Source organism: Burkholderia sp. MBR-1, from assembly GCF_013822785.1.
GTDB lineage: Bacteria > Pseudomonadota > Gammaproteobacteria > Burkholderiales > Burkholderiaceae > Burkholderia > Burkholderia vietnamiensis.
The window spans coordinates 247,843-262,234 of record NZ_CP053612.1 but is presented as its reverse complement, the minus strand read 5'-3'; the positions used below and the strand labels follow the sequence as shown (position 1 = coordinate 262,234).

The window sequence follows — 14,392 nt, the reverse complement described above, 5'->3', positions numbered from 1 at the left end:
AAGCGCGCCGTCAGGGCTTCGGGTATGTGTAGCCGTGCCAGCCGTCGGGAAAGGTGACAAGCGCCGACCAGCGTCCAAACGTCGTCGACCATGCCCAGCCGTGTACCGTGGTCGGCACGATGTAGCAGTAATGGCGCTGGAAGTGCGTGGCCTCAGGGATCGGGCCGTAGGCCTCGCGCATGATGGCATCAGCGCCCGTCGGAAACCCGTCCGCCGCGCGTTGACGAAGCGTGGCGTGTGGGGCAGTCGGCGCCGCGTCGACGAGGTACCGTTGGTGTTCCGGGCGACGCCGCAACTCGAGTGTTATGGCGTGGAGCTCGCGTTCGATCGAATCGACCAGCGCGGCATTCCAGGGCAAACTCTTCTGCGCCTTGGCGTGCTCGCCGTTGATCCGGTACCGCCCGTAACAGGACGCCCGATAGAGATTCGTGTAGGTGGCGCCTTCGAGGTCTCCGACGACCGCGAACCAGTTTTCGCGCCATTCCCGGTGGCTGCGCTCTTGGTCGGATTCGTGCCGAGAGGCCGAGTCGGGTGACCGCGTGTGCGTCGTCGCTATGTTGTGATCGCCGCGGTCGTCGTCGGGCGCTGGCGGGAGGCGTGGTGTGCGCTCGGAGAGGCTCGACAACCTGCCCAGTCCGTGATTGCGGCCGCCGCATGCACATTCGCAGCGCATGATCTTTCCGTTCGCGTTCAGGCAGCGCGCGTCGCACGCATGTCGTGACGGCTGATCCTGGTAGACGATCTGACGGTCGACCGGCAGCCAGGCATGGGTAGCCGCACACCAGCCGACGGTCATGTTGAAGCTGTCGTAACGGCGGCCCTTGACGCCCGGAAAGCGGGCCGCAAATTCTCGGTTCGGCATCGACGTGATCGAGGTGAGTTCTCGATCTTCGTGAAAGTACTTGATGGTGGCCATGGTGGCATCTCCAGTCGGTGACAGTGCGAATGGAGATGCCTCGGGCGGCCGGAACTGCGTGACCGATCGGGTTGACGTGCTGAAGCCCGCGGTGACGGAGCGGTAAACGAAGACCTTCCCGGTCACCGGACGCCAGGTCTACGCCCCCTCGCCGGCGGCGCGTCCCAGCCACCACGCTGGCGTGGCGGCCGGGGCGGTGCCCCTAGCGCCGAGCGACGCTGGAGGCCGCGGGTCGCGCCGGGCGGCGCCGGATCGCGGCGCCGCTGCGCGTCGCCCGGCGCAGCGACTCCAGTTCGGTGTGCTGGTCACGTAGGGTGCCGCGCAGGTCATGAAGCACGTTCTCGGCCGCGATGCGGGCCTCGCGCTCGCGTGCGAGCTCGGCGCGCGTCTCCCGCTCGCGCCGTTCGTTGTGATCCCGCTCACGCTGTACCTCGTGCTGCAGGTCCCGCGCGCGTTCCTCGGCCAGGGTGGCGCTTTTGAGCAGGGCTTCGCGCTCGGTGCGCAGGTTCTGGCGCTGCGCATCCGTGTCCTGTTGAAGTTTGATGGCCATCCCGTCGTAGCGGCGGCGGGCGGCCTCGATCTCGGCTTCCTTGGACGCATGCGCGTCGCCGAGTTGTTGGGCCAGCCCATCCGCGCGCGTGGTTTGTTCGCCGAGCGCGGCCGTCAGCTGACGGTTCTGGGCTTGCACGTCGGTGAGTTGCTGCGCTTGGGCGTCGGCAATGGCCCGCGCCTGCGCGAGAGCGGCTTCGACAAGCTCGAGACGCGCCTCGGCGTCGCGCTGGGCCGCTTGGGCGCGCGCGATCGCGTCGGTCGCCGTGGCCACCGCGGCGTCGGCGCGCGCTTCCGCGGCCTCCCGTGCGCGCTCGAGCTCCTCCCATTGCGCGTTTTTCGCGCTTTCCCACAGGGCCTGCATTTGCGCCGCGATCGCCGGCGGGAGGCCCGGCAGCGCGGTAGCCGGCGCTTCTTGCGGGAACATCGCCCCTTCCACGGCTTTGAGCAGCCGCGAAATGTTGGCGGGATCCCCTCCCCCCAACTGTGCGCGCACCTTGCGGACCGATACGAACTTGCGGAACACCAGCACATTGGCCGGCACCGGCGTCCCCGCGTCGGCGAGCAGCTGGCGAACCGCTTCGTGAACCTTTTCGATGGTGGCTTTGATGTCGGGCATGGTGCGATCTGGCAGTGGGGGCGCCGGACAGCGCGCAGACCCCGCTTCACGGGGGATGGCGATGGGACTTAGCCTAACGTAAGCCCGAACATAACGCAAGGGAAGAGTGTAATAAAAAGTGGCATACGCGGCACGCAATGTCCGATAACTGTAATTATCGCCGCCATGCAGGCCCGACCGCGCCGGCGAATGCATGCCTACGCCCGCCGGGGCTCGGCGAAGAGGTGTTGAGGAGCAGAAAGACCAGTCAGGAAGTAGCTGATTTTATTGATTATTGTTTTGGGGGCGGAGCGCTAAGCCTTGTCGCTGCTAGATGGGCCTACACCGGTAAACTGCATAAAAATCAAGGGGACCCCCGCGTTCGGCTGCGACGATGATCGGCCGTTGCTGTCTCATTACCCGCATTTCCCCGCAGGCATAGCCTCGCAAAAGATTCAATCCCTGCACCAGTTGCTGGACAGGCCGGGCGGCGCGCAATACTGGTTTGTGAACGGTACGGCGCGACACGTCCGCTTCGAGGTTGCGGCCGATAGCCGTTCAATGCTTGCTTAAGAGCACGCGTAGCAGTCGATGGGTGCGCCCAAAATGAAGTCGGGCACCGCAGTGTTAGGGGCCTGCCGGGCTTCTTGGTAGGCACAAGTGGAGCGGGCACACCCCCACGAAGGTTCCCCCCCGTTGGGGTAATCGTTCCCTGCGTGCGAAAAGTGGCGACAATCGATTCGCAAGAAGTTTAAGGAGCAAGGCTGAGGGGCGGCGATTAACGCTCGAGAAGCTGGAGTGTTGCCGGTACAAGTGAAGGAAGCATTCCGGACCAGTACGGTACGACCTGGTTCTTTTGGTCCAGCGCAGAAAGAATAGTGTCAATCGCGCCAATGGCGGCGCCGAGCGGACCATAGATCTTCTCTTGGCGAAACTGCGCCTCGGTATTGATGCGAGCAGCATCGGCATTGTGTTGATCACGCAGTTGGACGGTGACATCGCCGCCTTCATTTGGACTATAGTCAAGCCAACCTGTATCTACGAGCGATGTGCCCCCGGGATATCGGTTACGGTTGAGCGTATACCAAGCTCGCTTTTCACAGTACCAGGCAAAAATCGGGGGACCTCCCTCACCTGCGTTTTCTATTTCCCGCCACTTGTGCTGGTCTTGGGAAATTGGCGTGATTGTCTCGTCTTCTATCAGATGAATCTGGCTTGCCGCGGCAGTCAGAAGCTGACGATTTTCCCGCAGAATCGCGATAAAGTTGGGGCGCTCATCGTGACGATTCAGTTGATAGTACCGTATCGCCCAAAAGGCGATGCTCGTCGCTATATATCTTGTAAGCGGGACAAACTGTATCCGAAGGTAATCGATCCCGTATCCAGATGGCGGTGCAGCAAGTTGCTGCTGAATTTCGACAAAGGCACGATTTAGGGCGGAAAGTACAGAAGCCTCATTGAGATCTGCAAGGTTCCCCGAAGCTTCGAACTGTGCCAAAGCTCGAAGGCTGGAGTCGATTTCCACAGCAATCTGGCTATCTTGAAAACGCAAGAACTCTTGGTGAACGTAAGCTTCAATCTCGCGCACGGCCCGTTCGATGTCGGCCTTTGTGGCTAGATTTCCCATTATCGACTCAACTATCTCGTGGGCGAGCTCCTTACCCAATTCCTTGCCAGCCGCAGTTGCCATTGCCATCAAGATATCATCGACGCCAATCGCCATGTCGAGCCTCCGCGTTATGTTGAGGGGTCATACAAGAGCATCTTGGCACGCCGAAGCTGGCACGACAAGTAAGGAGCATTCCGGCAACGCCACCGGTCGCCAAGTCGTTCGTGGGAACGAGATGCGAGTTGCTATCAGATGTCCGTTTGCCAGTTGGCGCCGTCGGGATCCGCAATCCCGATCTCGAAGTGATCAAGGAACCCTGGTAGTCCAGGGTGCTGGTGAAGGGGAGTGGATTCGCCGCGGCGAACGAGCATCGCGCGATCACTGAAAATCGCTACCGAGACGTCATTGGCGTATCGCGACCGGAAATAGATGCCGTCCAGGTTTGCGCGGTTGTCGTGAATCGCGCGGCTCCACAGATTCGGGGCCGTGTAATCGGCGACGGACAGTACCCGCGCATCGAAGCCGAAACGCCAAAGCGGACCAGTGAGATCGGCGAGTCGCAGCGGCCGCGCGTCTTCTAACCCGAGTGTTGCGATGGAGCGACTTGTGATGTCATTCTCATCGATGACGTGATACGTCCCCACCCTAACACCATGATACCGACCGCGCATGATCGTCTCGGCCATGCAGACGTCGAACGATGGCGAGGCATACAACACCCCGTACTCGTCATTCGGCGCGTCAAATCGATAGACAGTCGACGACGTCGCGCGGCGGTTATAAAAGATCGGGTCGTATGTCCGTCGGTGGATTCGGTACAGATTTGTTGCCGACAGATTCAATTCGTGAACCGGGATCGTTGCATCAAAGAAGTCCTCGGGCGGGAGTGGACATTCAAGGCCGTCAGGGGCACCTTGGTTGGCGGTCATTGTGCCCCCTGCTCACCGAGCATATCGCTTTCAGCGAGCGCGACTACGGCCTTGATGTCCAGGGAGTCGTCACGGAGTACATCAGCAGGTGATTTGCCGCCGAGGGACTCCCGTTTGCGCAGCATGAACGAATGGATGACCCAGCAGTTCGCGTTCGTTGCAACAAAGGGGCTGAGCGCTGCCCTTAGCCGTTCCGGACCCACGTCGAATTGCCACTTCGGATAACGAAAGCCGCGCGTCTTTCCGGGTGGAAGCAGCGCGTAAAGCTCACCCTTCTGGCGAAGTTCGTTGATTGTGCGCTCGTTCCGTCCAGCGTAGTCGCGCGCTTCGAGTAGCCCCAGATTGTCCGGATCTTCGTACTGCTCGAGCGCGAATCTCCGTCCGCGGGCACGTGCGGACGCGAGAGGATCATCGGCAACTCCTGCGGCGTTGTTTTCGGCCAGAGATGCTGGGGCAGTTGATATCTTATGGACCGGCCCGGTCGACAGCCCTTCGATTACAGATGCTAGGTATACCACTGCCCTTGGATCAACGTCCTCTGTAACCTGATTGAGAGTTTGCCGCGCCAGCTCACAGAGCTTTAAAGGATCTAGCGACTTGAACTTGTAGGCGCGATTCCGTCTCGCGGCGAAGTTCTTGACGATGTGGAACCAGAATCTCTTAAGATCTTCGGTCTCCTTTCTCGTGGCCTTCCCGCGCGTGCCGACATTGAACGAAAAAACCGCATTCTGCGATTTGTCCCCGTTGTTCTCCGGTGCTGCGAGACTCAAGGCGCGCTTCTTCCACCGCGCTTTTAGCGCGATTCGCTTGTCCGGTCGGACTCCTCGCCGCACGAAGGGCGAACCGGGCCGACGCGAAAATTCGCCGCGTTCGTGCGTTGGGACGTTGCCGGAACGCACCGGACGGAGTTGGGTCGGAGGGAGGGTGTAAGCGGCTTTTCTCATGAGGCCATGCTAGTTCATGACTTTCATGACGTCAAGCGCCTCCTTCGGGCCGATCGGTCAGGCCTCGGCGCGGGAGAGTTCAGAAGTAGGGAAAAGACCAGTCGGAAGTGACTGAATTCATTGGTTATTATTTTAGGGGCAGACCGATATGCCTTGTCGCAGGTAAGATCGGCCTACCCGGTAAAGGCAGCAAAATCAAAGGGTCCCTATACTGCAATGAAGAGGTATTCGACCAGCCGCCGCCGGCCGCTTACCAAGGCACAGCTACTGCCGATGCCGGCTAGTCAGGTGCGGCGGCTGCAGCTTAAGCACCATGTTGCACTGGCCACGCTGCGCACCGGCCACGGTGACGTCGCCCAGTTGGGAACGCTGATCACCGTCGTCCAAGTGACGTACCTGCTTGACGTGCGGTCCGGCACCCCGTCGTCGGTCAACGATGTCTCGTTTTATCGCCGTGCCGAATGCGCACTCGAGCGATGCGTTGCCCGAGCCAAGGCGGGCGCGCCAATAGCACTGACCGACGACGAGCGGGCGGCAATTGAGCCGGTTCTCGCGCTGCACGATTCGCAACTAGCGGCGATGCCCACGCATCGCTATCTCGACGCGTGGGAGGAACTGCAACGCCTCGGTCCGACGCGTTCGCCGATCCGCGTTACCGAGTATTCAGACAGAACGAAATCGTAATGAAGCAGTTCGCTGGTTGGTCAATGCGGACCGATCGCATCTCTAAGTCATGCGTGGCTCGAGGACCTCGACCGAAACTCGATTCCCGTCTTCGATGAGACGAATGATGCGAGCGAGTACGCGCTGACCAACTGTAAGAGTCCCCGGCCGGGTCGATTTAGCGCGTGCATGCCGCGGCTTGCCCGCGAGCTCGCGATATCCGATGTCAATGAATGTCCCTTTGTCGTTGATAGCAGCAACCTTGCCGACCACGGTCATTCCCACGCTGAAATCCTCGTAGCGATAGGTGGTCTTGGGTTTCGCGAGATAGCCGAATTGGGCCGACTGGAGGTTCCTTACCTCATAATGGCTCGGCTTCTTGTCGCCCGAACGGTGGAAGGTCACTTCTGCAGCCGTCGGAACCGAGGTGGTCGTAACGGAACCGTCTCGGGCCGTTCCGTTTACCTTGGCGTCCGGGGATGGCGCGCGGAAAATCGACGCAACAAGGCTACGGTCGACATCGAATTCCAGATGTGCCATTCGTGCACGATTGAACGCCGCGTACTCGGCGCGATCCGGGCGACTACCGGCGATGCTCAGGATGTCCCCACAGAGCGTCAAGCCGCCGTTCAGCACGAGAACGTCCCAGCCGCCCAACTCTGCCAGTGACTGGCGAAAGGCAAGGATTTCAGGCGAAGGCGCCGGGGCATTCACGCGTTCGGGCTCGAACCCGAAGAATCGCAGCAGCGCGTGCAACAGCCGACGAAGAAACGGTTCTTCGCCTGCCGGCATCAGCTTACTGAGCGCGTCGAATCGGAGAACGTCGCCTCGGTTAGCAATGTCGTCGCGTAAATACAAGTTGCCGTAGGGGTCGTAGAAAACGACAAAATGACGCAATTTGACGGGCGCGCGGCCCGTGCTCGAATGATGGAGTCGAAGGATCTCAGTGCGCTCTTCGACGTCATTAAACAGGTTGCCGGCGTTGATCTTCTCCCCGTTTCGGTTGATCTGAACGACATTGCCGTCTTCGTCGAGCCCAACCTCCCCTGTCCAATTCTTCATCTCCAGGACGAGTGCTTCGCTGGGGCTGGTGATAACGAAGTCCAATTCTCTGCGACGGCGCGCAGTCGGATCCGGGACACGAACGCCGTTGACCAACTCCCAGCCGGTGCCAATCAAACGAGGTGCCAGTTGGTTGCACACCTCTTGCTCGGCCTCATGCCCACGTAGAGACGTGTCGCGCGGGTCGTGATAGTACGCCGCAGAGTTCTTGTTTGCTTCCTTGATGCGCTTGAAGAGGTCGACCATGGCGGGATGGCTTGCCGAGACAAAGGGTCATCCTAGCATGCAGTTTGTCGGCTGCAGGTTTGGCCTGATTCCCGCGTTTTATTCCTTTTCATATGGATCGAGACGATCCGGCTCGAGCCGACCGGATCACCACCACTCCACGATTTCATTTCTGCATTCCTTGTTCCTGCGAGACACTCGCGAGGCGTTGACCTTTAATGGGGAGTCCACGTGAAGAGTAAAGCAGCGGCTGTCTCGATTTTGGTCGCGAGCCTGATATCGACGGCCGGGGCGATCGCTTAGTCCTATCGAGATCACCCCCTGATCTCTCACGCAGCCGGATTGCAGGGTATTACTGATAACCCACTTCGATCGAGACGACCATGAACCTGAACGACCCGAACACCCGCCGCAAGTTCACCTCTATTGTAAAAGGCGCGGCCGCACTAGTCGCTTGCGCGATCGTCGCACCCGTCATCTTTTTGGCAATCAAAGGCCTTGTCGGCGCCGCGCTCGCGCTCGCAGCCGGCTTTTTCATCGTGCAACTTGCACCGGTCTTCGCGGACAAAGTTGCGAACCTCCGGATGAAGGCGACCATCCACGAAGCAAAGACCAATCCGATCGAGACTCTCAAGAATCAGATCATCAAACGTCACCAAGAGCTCGAGACTCAGAAACTTGCAATCGAGGAATACGATGCCCGCGTCAGCACCTTCGCGGGCGAAGTCGAACGAGTTCGTAAGCAGTATCCGGCTGAGACCGCAAAGTACGACGCACTTCTGGAGAACATGCGCAACATCCTCCACCGGCGCCAATCCGCGTACAAGAGCGCCGAGGCCGCGTTGCGGGAATTCACCGCCCAGGTGAACAAACAGGAAACCCTCTGGGAACTCGCTAAGGCCGCCCAGGCCACGAAGCAGGGCAACTCGGCGCGGCAGGACGTTATCGAAGATCTCAAGGCCACCGCAGCATTCCGTTCCGTCGAGCTCGAGCTCAACCGGTCCATGGCCAGTCTGCGCACCGAGCTGCTGACCAGCGAAGAACCGCACACCATCGACATGCCACTTCCGCAGATTCAGGAGGAACGCAATGCGCTTTAGGATCCTTTCCACGATCGCCCTGATTTCGATTGTCGCCGGGCTTTACCTGTACACAACTCGCGACACCGATCACCAATCCGACACCGGGGCGGCCACCACCACCCAACCCGCGAAGCAGACTCCTGCCGACGACGCGGATTCGATGAAGAACCTGAAGGTCGACTAGCTGACCAACCTCAACAAGCAAGTCCTATCACCACGGAGAATCACAATGAAATTGCACATCAAGCCTGTAGCAATCCTCAGCATCGCGATTGCCTCCGCCACCGCAAACGCGCAGGCACTCACGGTCGCGACCGGCGACCCCGTCGGTACCTACTCCCGGATGTTCAAAGAACTCAACGCCCGATGCGGGCAGAGCATCGCGCTCACCGAGCAAAGCAGCAAGGGTTCCATGGACAATATCGACGCCATCGAAGGTAACCAGGTCAACGGTGCGTTCGTCCAGACTGACGTACTCGTCTGGCGAGCCCAAAATGAAGACCTCAGCAGCGTGAAGACGCTGATCGCACTCGCGCCCGAGGAAATCCACGTGATCGCGCGCGCCGACGGGAAAACCGAAGGCGGCATTTTCGGTATCGGTGCCAAGCGACGCATGTTCAATTCGGTAGCCGATCTCGCCGGGCAGAAGGTCGGCGCCGTCGGCGGTAGCGTCATCAGCGCCAAGGTGATCGCCCTCAAGGCAAACATCCCGTATACCATCGTCGAGTTCCAGGACAATAAGACTGCCCTCAATGCGCTTCAACGCGGCGAGATCGACGGCGTCGTCGCTGTCGGCGGGTCGCCGTTGAAAGTAGTCAGTGAGCTCGACGCGAGTTACAAGCTCCTGTTCTTCCCGAAAAACGTCCTCGAAAACGCGAACATCCTGAAAGTCTACCGACCGACCAAGGTGTCCTATCCGCGTATGAACGCGGTCGGCATTCCCACGCTGTCCACCGACGCCTTGTTCGTGACGCGTGACTACAAGACGCCGCAATACGCAAAGGGCCTCGTCTCGCTGCGTCAATGCCTCTACGAGCACCTGCAGGAACTCCGCGAAACGACGGGCACGCACCCGAAGTGGCAACTCGTCAGCGCCGACAACCGTGGCAAGTGGGGTTGGTACGCGCCCGACGTGAAGTAACAAGCGGCCCTCGCTGGCGCTGCCCAGCGCCAGCGAGGGCCAATATTCGCCTTGAAGTGACACAGCAAACAAATCATGCCAGCGCTACTTAAGCTATCGCTCCTTGGAACTGCAGCATGTCTGGGGCTTGCTGGGGTGGATAGATTCTTCCTCTATCCCGGTACCGACCATTACATGTTTCCGCTCGTCGTTGCGGTCATCTCGGGTGCTATAGCGCTCGGAGACGCAACGGTGCACTACCTGTCCCGCCGATAGTCACTCGAACCTTGGTTGCGGTTTCACGTATGGAGGCCTGATCTTTGGCTTTGGAGCCCCACTTCTTCTGGTGTTTGCCGTGCCCCCTGCTAATCGCGCAATGTTTGGCGTCTTGAGCGATTGGACGATTCCGCTTTCCGAAGGGCACGCAGCAATCGAATGACCCTATCCGTTGTGCCGATGGCCTACGCGGTTTCGCCGTTGCGGGCTCTTGTTCCATTGCTGTAGCCACGTAGACGGTTTGTCCTGGCCCGCCTCAACGGGCGAAACGAACTCGGCGGGGTTCCGCGGCGTGATTGGGGGGCTCGCCGGCGTGCGGGTGTGAGGACGTCTCGCTGTAGTTCACGACAAGTTCGGTTCCAGTCCGCGCCATTCATTTCCGGTAGCGATGACACTGCCCATTCTAGGGCGAACTTTTTCGGGAGAAGGACTATGAACCGGGCTGAATCGATGGTGCAACAGTGTGTGAGCGCAACTGGTTTTCTGCGTGCGAGCACGTGCGAACAGTGGGACGGGTTTCCGTATTTTGGGTCTTTGATGCTGACCAGCCGCGATTCATCAACGCGGAAACTCAAAATCAAAGCCAAGGAGGGGCAAGGACAGTTCGTCGTTCGTTTGCCAATGGTTGCTGGGGAGTTTCACCTCTCTCAGGTCGACGTAAAGCGTAGTTCGTCAAGTCCCGATTTTGTTGGCCGATTCGGCTTGTTTGGGGACAGCCGGATCTCTCTCTGGAGAAAGGGCCCATCCGCGCTGTCGCTGGGCTTCATCATCAAAGCGCCGGTGATTCCGAAGGTTTCATTGCCCGAGTTCTATGCGATGCTTGAGAATCACGACTGGTACTCAGGCTTCTCGGACGATTACAGAACCCAGGAGCTTGGAGAAGACCGATTCGCGCAGTTGACGGCAATCGCGGAGGCTGACGCAGAGAAGCGCAAGTTGCTCGATGCCTTCCGGCTTCACCACTTCTCTGGTGAAGCATGGAATACGCCGAAGGCGGAGAAGCCGCTTCTCCCAGGTGCAATTTTGGCATGACCTTATGACATCGACACCGGTCGATGATTTCGTCCGATCCCCCCGACCCTCTTGTCGCTTCGCGCGTAAGAGGGTTTTTTGTGGCGTCCGTTTCGTGCAGAACGTGGACCGGGCTGGGTGCGTTTGGCGGCGGGGTTTGCGGATCGAAGATCCGTGTATAGTGAGGGAAGCTTAAAATTCAGTATACGCCATGAAGTCACGTGACGACGACTGGTTGACGAACCCTGATGTTGCATATGCGCGCTGGCAAGAAGACGAAGCGGTAGGGTCTCGACGTCGTCCATTTTCTTCGCGATCGATCGTGCAACACCGGGCAATGTTTGGCCGCTTCCTCGAAGAGCTGTCGATGCGCGGAGTGTCCTTGGCAACATTCGGAGATGCGGATCTCGATGCATTCCAGAGCCGGTTGAGCGCCGGCTTCAAGCCCGGTACCACGACGTGGCTGCGCTACTTGAAGCTAATCGATCGGGTTTGCAGGCACCTCGTGCTGATTGGCGTGCGGGGCGGTAATCCGGCCGCAGCGAGGCTCACCCGCGTCGAGTGGCCGGACACTGAGCCGACCCCCACATTCCTTCCGCCGCATGTCGACGTGGGGCTGCAGGCGTGGGTGGCCGAGCGGTGTGAGGACGATCTGCTCGAGGCGCGGAATCGCGCTGTTGTTGCCCTGTTCCTGGGATGCGGGGTCACGGTGGCGGAGCTGCAGGGTGCTACCGTTTCGTCCTTGCATGCTCAAATGCTTAATCCGTACTTCAGGGTGGAACCAGTTGCCGGTGTTGTGAGCAGCGTGCAAGGACTCGCGGGAGCGAAGTGCCGGGAACGGACAATTAGAATCGACGGATTCGCAGTGGAAGCGCTCACCGCATGGGAAGCATGCCGAACGCGCGAGGACGCGGCGACCGCCCCGCTCTTTCCGGGTCGCCGGACCGCTCGTATTCCGCCACGCACGCTGGATCGGATCGTGAGCGAGGCGCTAGCAACAATCGGTTTCGTTGGTGCGGACATGAGCCCTCGTGTCCTTCGCAATACCTACGCGCGCCGGCACTTGCTCGACGGCCGCAGTAATGCGGATGTGACCGCGTGGCTTGGGTTAAATAGTGAACGGACCGTAACGCGTCTGCGAGCGACGATCAACAGCTGTGCGTCGGTGGGTTATATGTGAGCGGGCGAGCCGCACGGACCATCGGCCGGTCTGGTGCACGAATTCGGCCCTCTTACGCCTGCGGGCTGACTCGTGCTTGAGGTGGGATAGTGTTCGCGTGGCCGCTTACGCTCGCGCTAACGACGGCCACCCGATTGCCATGCCTGTTCGATTTCCCTTACGCTGCGACAAGGTTAATCGCTGTCGCTCTCCCGCTCTTCTTCGGCGAGGGTGGACTCGACCGTTCGCGCCAGGTATCGCCGGGGCTGCCAAATACTTTGCTTTCCCATTTTTCTCCATTCCAGAAAACGGGGAATGAGAACGTCGAACCCATCCAGCGGCCATCACACCACATCGGTTGCGACGGCGGCATGTTACATGGGAACCAACTGTCGTTACTACGAAGGACGTGTTCGAGTCTGGAAGCGATCATGGCCAAAACCCCTCGGGACTATTATTAGATCTGACGAAACCAACTCGCCTTTTTATTACGATAAAGCGTTTTGGCGAGATAATCACGTCTTAGGGTTTTCCCGTGGCATATTGACAACAAGACACGAAAACGCCTCGAAAGTTGCTTTTTGGTGGCGCTTGCGGTAGCAGTGTACTTTCGGGGCCGACGGTAATGGCCGCTGTCGCGGTTGGCAGTTCTTCTATTCGAACGGAACGTAAGCGCGGATGACTCGTCGATGCGTTGGAACAAAGTCAATTTGTCGCTGCAGGGACCGTCGGAACTCGCTCCGCTCCGACCGTGGCACTGGCAGCGCCCTTGTCCGGCTGATCGATTGGACTCATCGCGCTCTCTTGCCCTCTCTCGATCTGTGCTACGTTGAGGGGAAGAGCATCTACAGGGTCGACGGCCGCTGCTAAAGCGCGAACTTGAGTGAGCCTGACACTTTGCGTGCCAGTCCACTGGGCTGGCAATAGTGCACGAACCGGAGCTTCCGGCCCGTTATAGACCACTGAGGCGAGCCCGGCTGAGAAATCAATATGAAAGAACAGCAGGAAATCCGCGATCCCCTTGCCTGGCGTAAACGCGGGCCCTGACTTGTTCGCCCCGGAAGCCTTAATCTGAACGGTCTTCCCGGACCTTGTCAGCGCGTCGACGCCGGGCGTGCGCTTTTTGGGGACGACGAGATCAAAGTGCTCCAACGCGACTGCTTCTGCGATATCGCCGACCAGGCGGCCATCAAAGGTGAAGCGCAATCCGGTGTCTGCGTAGTGCTGCACGAGCGCCTGCTGCGCGTTCCAGAGATCGCGGACGAGCAGCGGCAGCCGCAGAACGGTGACAACCGTTCCTGCTTCCTGAACCTTTGCTTGGCCACACTCGTTGGGAGGCACGAATCATCCTTTAGACGTCGATGTTGAACTTCTGATCAAGCACGCGACGTGATTCCTCTGTCAGCGAGCCATCGTGGAATGTCAGGGTGCATGGCTCTACCTTTGTTTGCAAACCCCGCCACGCTCGACGCACAAAGGGGACCCAATCGCGAGCCGACTCGCTAGTGGGATACGCGTTTCCCACCCGCATCCAACCCGCTGCGGGATGCAGAACCATCGTGAAGAACACGGTCTTGCTAGTTTGCATGGCGTCGCGCCCTCCCGGATCCTCTCTATGCAGTCATACCGCACGCCGCGATACTACATGAGCTCAAACGGCGAGAGAACGCCGGCGAGTCCTCCCTGGCGGTTACGGCTGCGCGGTGTTCCCGAGTCGATCGACGATTTCGATGTCCTGCGTGTCACCTTTAAGCCGAAAGCGGAAGCCGACTCGCCAGTCGAGAGATGCCCCGAAGGCATCGATCCAGTTACTCGCGTCTACCTTTGATCGAAAGCCGCCGGTGAAGTGCGTCGTCGCGCCTTGGCGGACGAACCACCGGCATCGCTTCTGTACGGGTATCGACTTGGTATTGAACGCTGGCATCTCGGTTTCGGATTCAGTGAACTTCGCGCAGGATCTCGAATCCTCGGGACTCGAGAAATCGCCGATCGATGCCACTCTCAGGCCAATCGGAAGGCCACTCGACCGCCGTTAGGCCAAACGATAGTGTCACTCCGCTACCAACGCCGACGTGCGCGACCCGGCGCTGATTCGGATATGTTGCACAAAGTTCGTCGAACGTCATGTCAGATACCCTCTTCCCCGTGATATACGAACGATTGATATGCTCCTGCCAATACCTGCTACATCGCCAGGTGCTTCGCCAACGCCGCGTGGCTTGCGGTCGTCGAAAACGAAGCACACGCAG

General features: G+C 59.5%; 14 protein-coding genes. 6 read left to right on the top strand and 8 right to left on the bottom strand.

Annotated elements, in window-relative coordinates; all coding sequences use genetic code 11:
* Positions 1–10: 10 nt before the first annotated feature.
* The 5 genes from MBR110_RS32460 to MBR110_RS30885 all read right to left on the bottom strand — a co-directional run bounded on the left by MBR110_RS32460 (position 11) and on the right by MBR110_RS30885 (position 5,371).
* The gene (locus tag MBR110_RS32460; RefSeq protein WP_258570025.1) at positions 11–916 is read right to left on the bottom strand and encodes a hypothetical protein; all 906 of its coding nucleotides are present in this window, start codon (positions 914–916) and stop codon (positions 11–13) included.
* 202 nt (positions 917–1,118) lie between these two features.
* Positions 1,119–2,084, bottom strand: a complete 966-nt coding sequence (locus MBR110_RS30900) for a DNA-binding protein (RefSeq protein WP_181709838.1) — start codon at positions 2,082–2,084, stop codon at positions 1,119–1,121.
* Between the two features lie 757 nt (positions 2,085–2,841).
* Positions 2,842–3,786, bottom strand: a complete 945-nt coding sequence (locus MBR110_RS30895) for a hypothetical protein (protein ID WP_181709837.1) — start codon at positions 3,784–3,786, stop codon at positions 2,842–2,844.
* Between the two features lie 134 nt (positions 3,787–3,920).
* Positions 3,921–4,601, bottom strand: coding sequence for an RES family NAD+ phosphorylase (locus tag MBR110_RS30890; RefSeq protein ID WP_181709836.1), 681 nt, complete (start codon positions 4,599–4,601; stop codon positions 3,921–3,923).
* A complete protein-coding gene (locus MBR110_RS30885) occupies positions 4,598–5,371 on the bottom strand; it encodes a hypothetical protein (RefSeq protein ID WP_181709835.1) in 774 nt (257 codons plus the stop codon). Before MBR110_RS30885 ends, MBR110_RS30890 begins: the two co-directional genes overlap by 4 nt.
* 390 nt (positions 5,372–5,761) lie before the next feature.
* On the opposite strand from MBR110_RS30885, the gene MBR110_RS30880 reads away from it, so the two are divergent.
* Positions 5,762–6,229 carry a hypothetical protein gene (locus MBR110_RS30880; protein WP_181709834.1) on the top strand — a complete coding sequence of 156 codons (468 nt, stop codon included), beginning with the start codon at positions 5,762–5,764 and terminating at the stop codon, positions 6,227–6,229.
* 42 nt (positions 6,230–6,271) lie between these two features.
* Here the strand turns inward: MBR110_RS30880 and MBR110_RS30875 are convergent, their stop codons facing one another.
* Positions 6,272–7,516 (bottom strand): nuclease-related domain-containing protein, encoded by a 1,245-nt coding sequence (locus MBR110_RS30875; protein WP_181709833.1) that lies wholly within the window; start codon positions 7,514–7,516, stop codon positions 6,272–6,274.
* 362 nt (positions 7,517–7,878) lie between these two features.
* Here MBR110_RS30875 and MBR110_RS30870 point away from each other — a divergent pair, with 362 nt between their 5' ends.
* The 5 genes from MBR110_RS30870 to MBR110_RS30850 all read left to right on the top strand — a co-directional run bounded on the left by MBR110_RS30870 (position 7,879) and on the right by MBR110_RS30850 (position 12,164).
* Complete coding sequence (locus MBR110_RS30870) at positions 7,879–8,595, top strand: hypothetical protein (RefSeq protein WP_181709832.1); 717 nt, start codon at positions 7,879–7,881, stop codon at positions 8,593–8,595.
* Positions 8,585–8,761 (top strand): hypothetical protein, encoded by a 177-nt coding sequence (locus MBR110_RS30865; RefSeq protein ID WP_181709831.1) that lies wholly within the window; start codon positions 8,585–8,587, stop codon positions 8,759–8,761. The genes MBR110_RS30870 and MBR110_RS30865 overlap by 11 nt, the downstream gene beginning before the upstream one ends.
* A 45-nt stretch (positions 8,762–8,806) precedes the next feature.
* Positions 8,807–9,718, top strand: a complete 912-nt coding sequence (locus tag MBR110_RS30860; RefSeq protein WP_181709830.1) for a TAXI family TRAP transporter solute-binding subunit — start codon at positions 8,807–8,809, stop codon at positions 9,716–9,718.
* Between the two features lie 687 nt (positions 9,719–10,405).
* Positions 10,406–11,005 (top strand): hypothetical protein, encoded by a 600-nt coding sequence (locus MBR110_RS30855; RefSeq protein WP_181709829.1) that lies wholly within the window; start codon positions 10,406–10,408, stop codon positions 11,003–11,005.
* A gap of 190 nt (positions 11,006–11,195) precedes the next feature.
* Complete coding sequence (locus MBR110_RS30850) at positions 11,196–12,164, top strand: tyrosine-type recombinase/integrase (RefSeq protein ID WP_181709828.1); 969 nt, start codon at positions 11,196–11,198, stop codon at positions 12,162–12,164.
* A gap of 684 nt (positions 12,165–12,848) precedes the next feature.
* Here the strand turns inward: MBR110_RS30850 and MBR110_RS30845 are convergent.
* Complete coding sequence (locus tag MBR110_RS30845; protein WP_181709827.1) at positions 12,849–13,484, bottom strand: DUF6998 domain-containing protein; 636 nt, start codon at positions 13,482–13,484, stop codon at positions 12,849–12,851.
* A gap of 349 nt (positions 13,485–13,833) precedes the next feature.
* Positions 13,834–14,067, bottom strand: coding sequence for a hypothetical protein (locus MBR110_RS30840; protein ID WP_181709826.1), 234 nt, complete (start codon positions 14,065–14,067; stop codon positions 13,834–13,836).
* Between the last annotated feature and the right edge of the window lie 325 nt (positions 14,068–14,392).

Coding starts and splice junctions, on each gene's coding strand:
- MBR110_RS32460 (WP_258570025.1), bottom strand. CDS start 916: ATGGCCACCATCAAGTACTTTCACGAAGATCGAGAACTCACCTCGATC.
- MBR110_RS30900 (WP_181709838.1), bottom strand. CDS start 2,084: ATGCCCGACATCAAAGCCACCATCGAAAAGGTTCACGAAGCGGTTCGC.
- MBR110_RS30895 (WP_181709837.1), bottom strand. CDS start 3,786: ATGGCGATTGGCGTCGATGATATCTTGATGGCAATGGCAACTGCGGCT.
- MBR110_RS30890 (WP_181709836.1), bottom strand. CDS start 4,601: ATGACCGCCAACCAAGGTGCCCCTGACGGCCTTGAATGTCCACTCCCG.
- MBR110_RS30880 (WP_181709834.1), top strand. CDS start 5,762: ATGAAGAGGTATTCGACCAGCCGCCGCCGGCCGCTTACCAAGGCACAG.
- MBR110_RS30875 (WP_181709833.1), bottom strand. CDS start 7,516: ATGGTCGACCTCTTCAAGCGCATCAAGGAAGCAAACAAGAACTCTGCG.
- MBR110_RS30870 (WP_181709832.1), top strand. CDS start 7,879: ATGAACCTGAACGACCCGAACACCCGCCGCAAGTTCACCTCTATTGTA.
- MBR110_RS30865 (WP_181709831.1), top strand. CDS start 8,585: ATGCGCTTTAGGATCCTTTCCACGATCGCCCTGATTTCGATTGTCGCC.
- MBR110_RS30860 (WP_181709830.1), top strand. CDS start 8,807: ATGAAATTGCACATCAAGCCTGTAGCAATCCTCAGCATCGCGATTGCC.
- MBR110_RS30855 (WP_181709829.1), top strand. CDS start 10,406: ATGAACCGGGCTGAATCGATGGTGCAACAGTGTGTGAGCGCAACTGGT.
- MBR110_RS30850 (WP_181709828.1), top strand. CDS start 11,196: ATGAAGTCACGTGACGACGACTGGTTGACGAACCCTGATGTTGCATAT.
- MBR110_RS30840 (WP_181709826.1), bottom strand. CDS start 14,067: ATGCCAGCGTTCAATACCAAGTCGATACCCGTACAGAAGCGATGCCGG.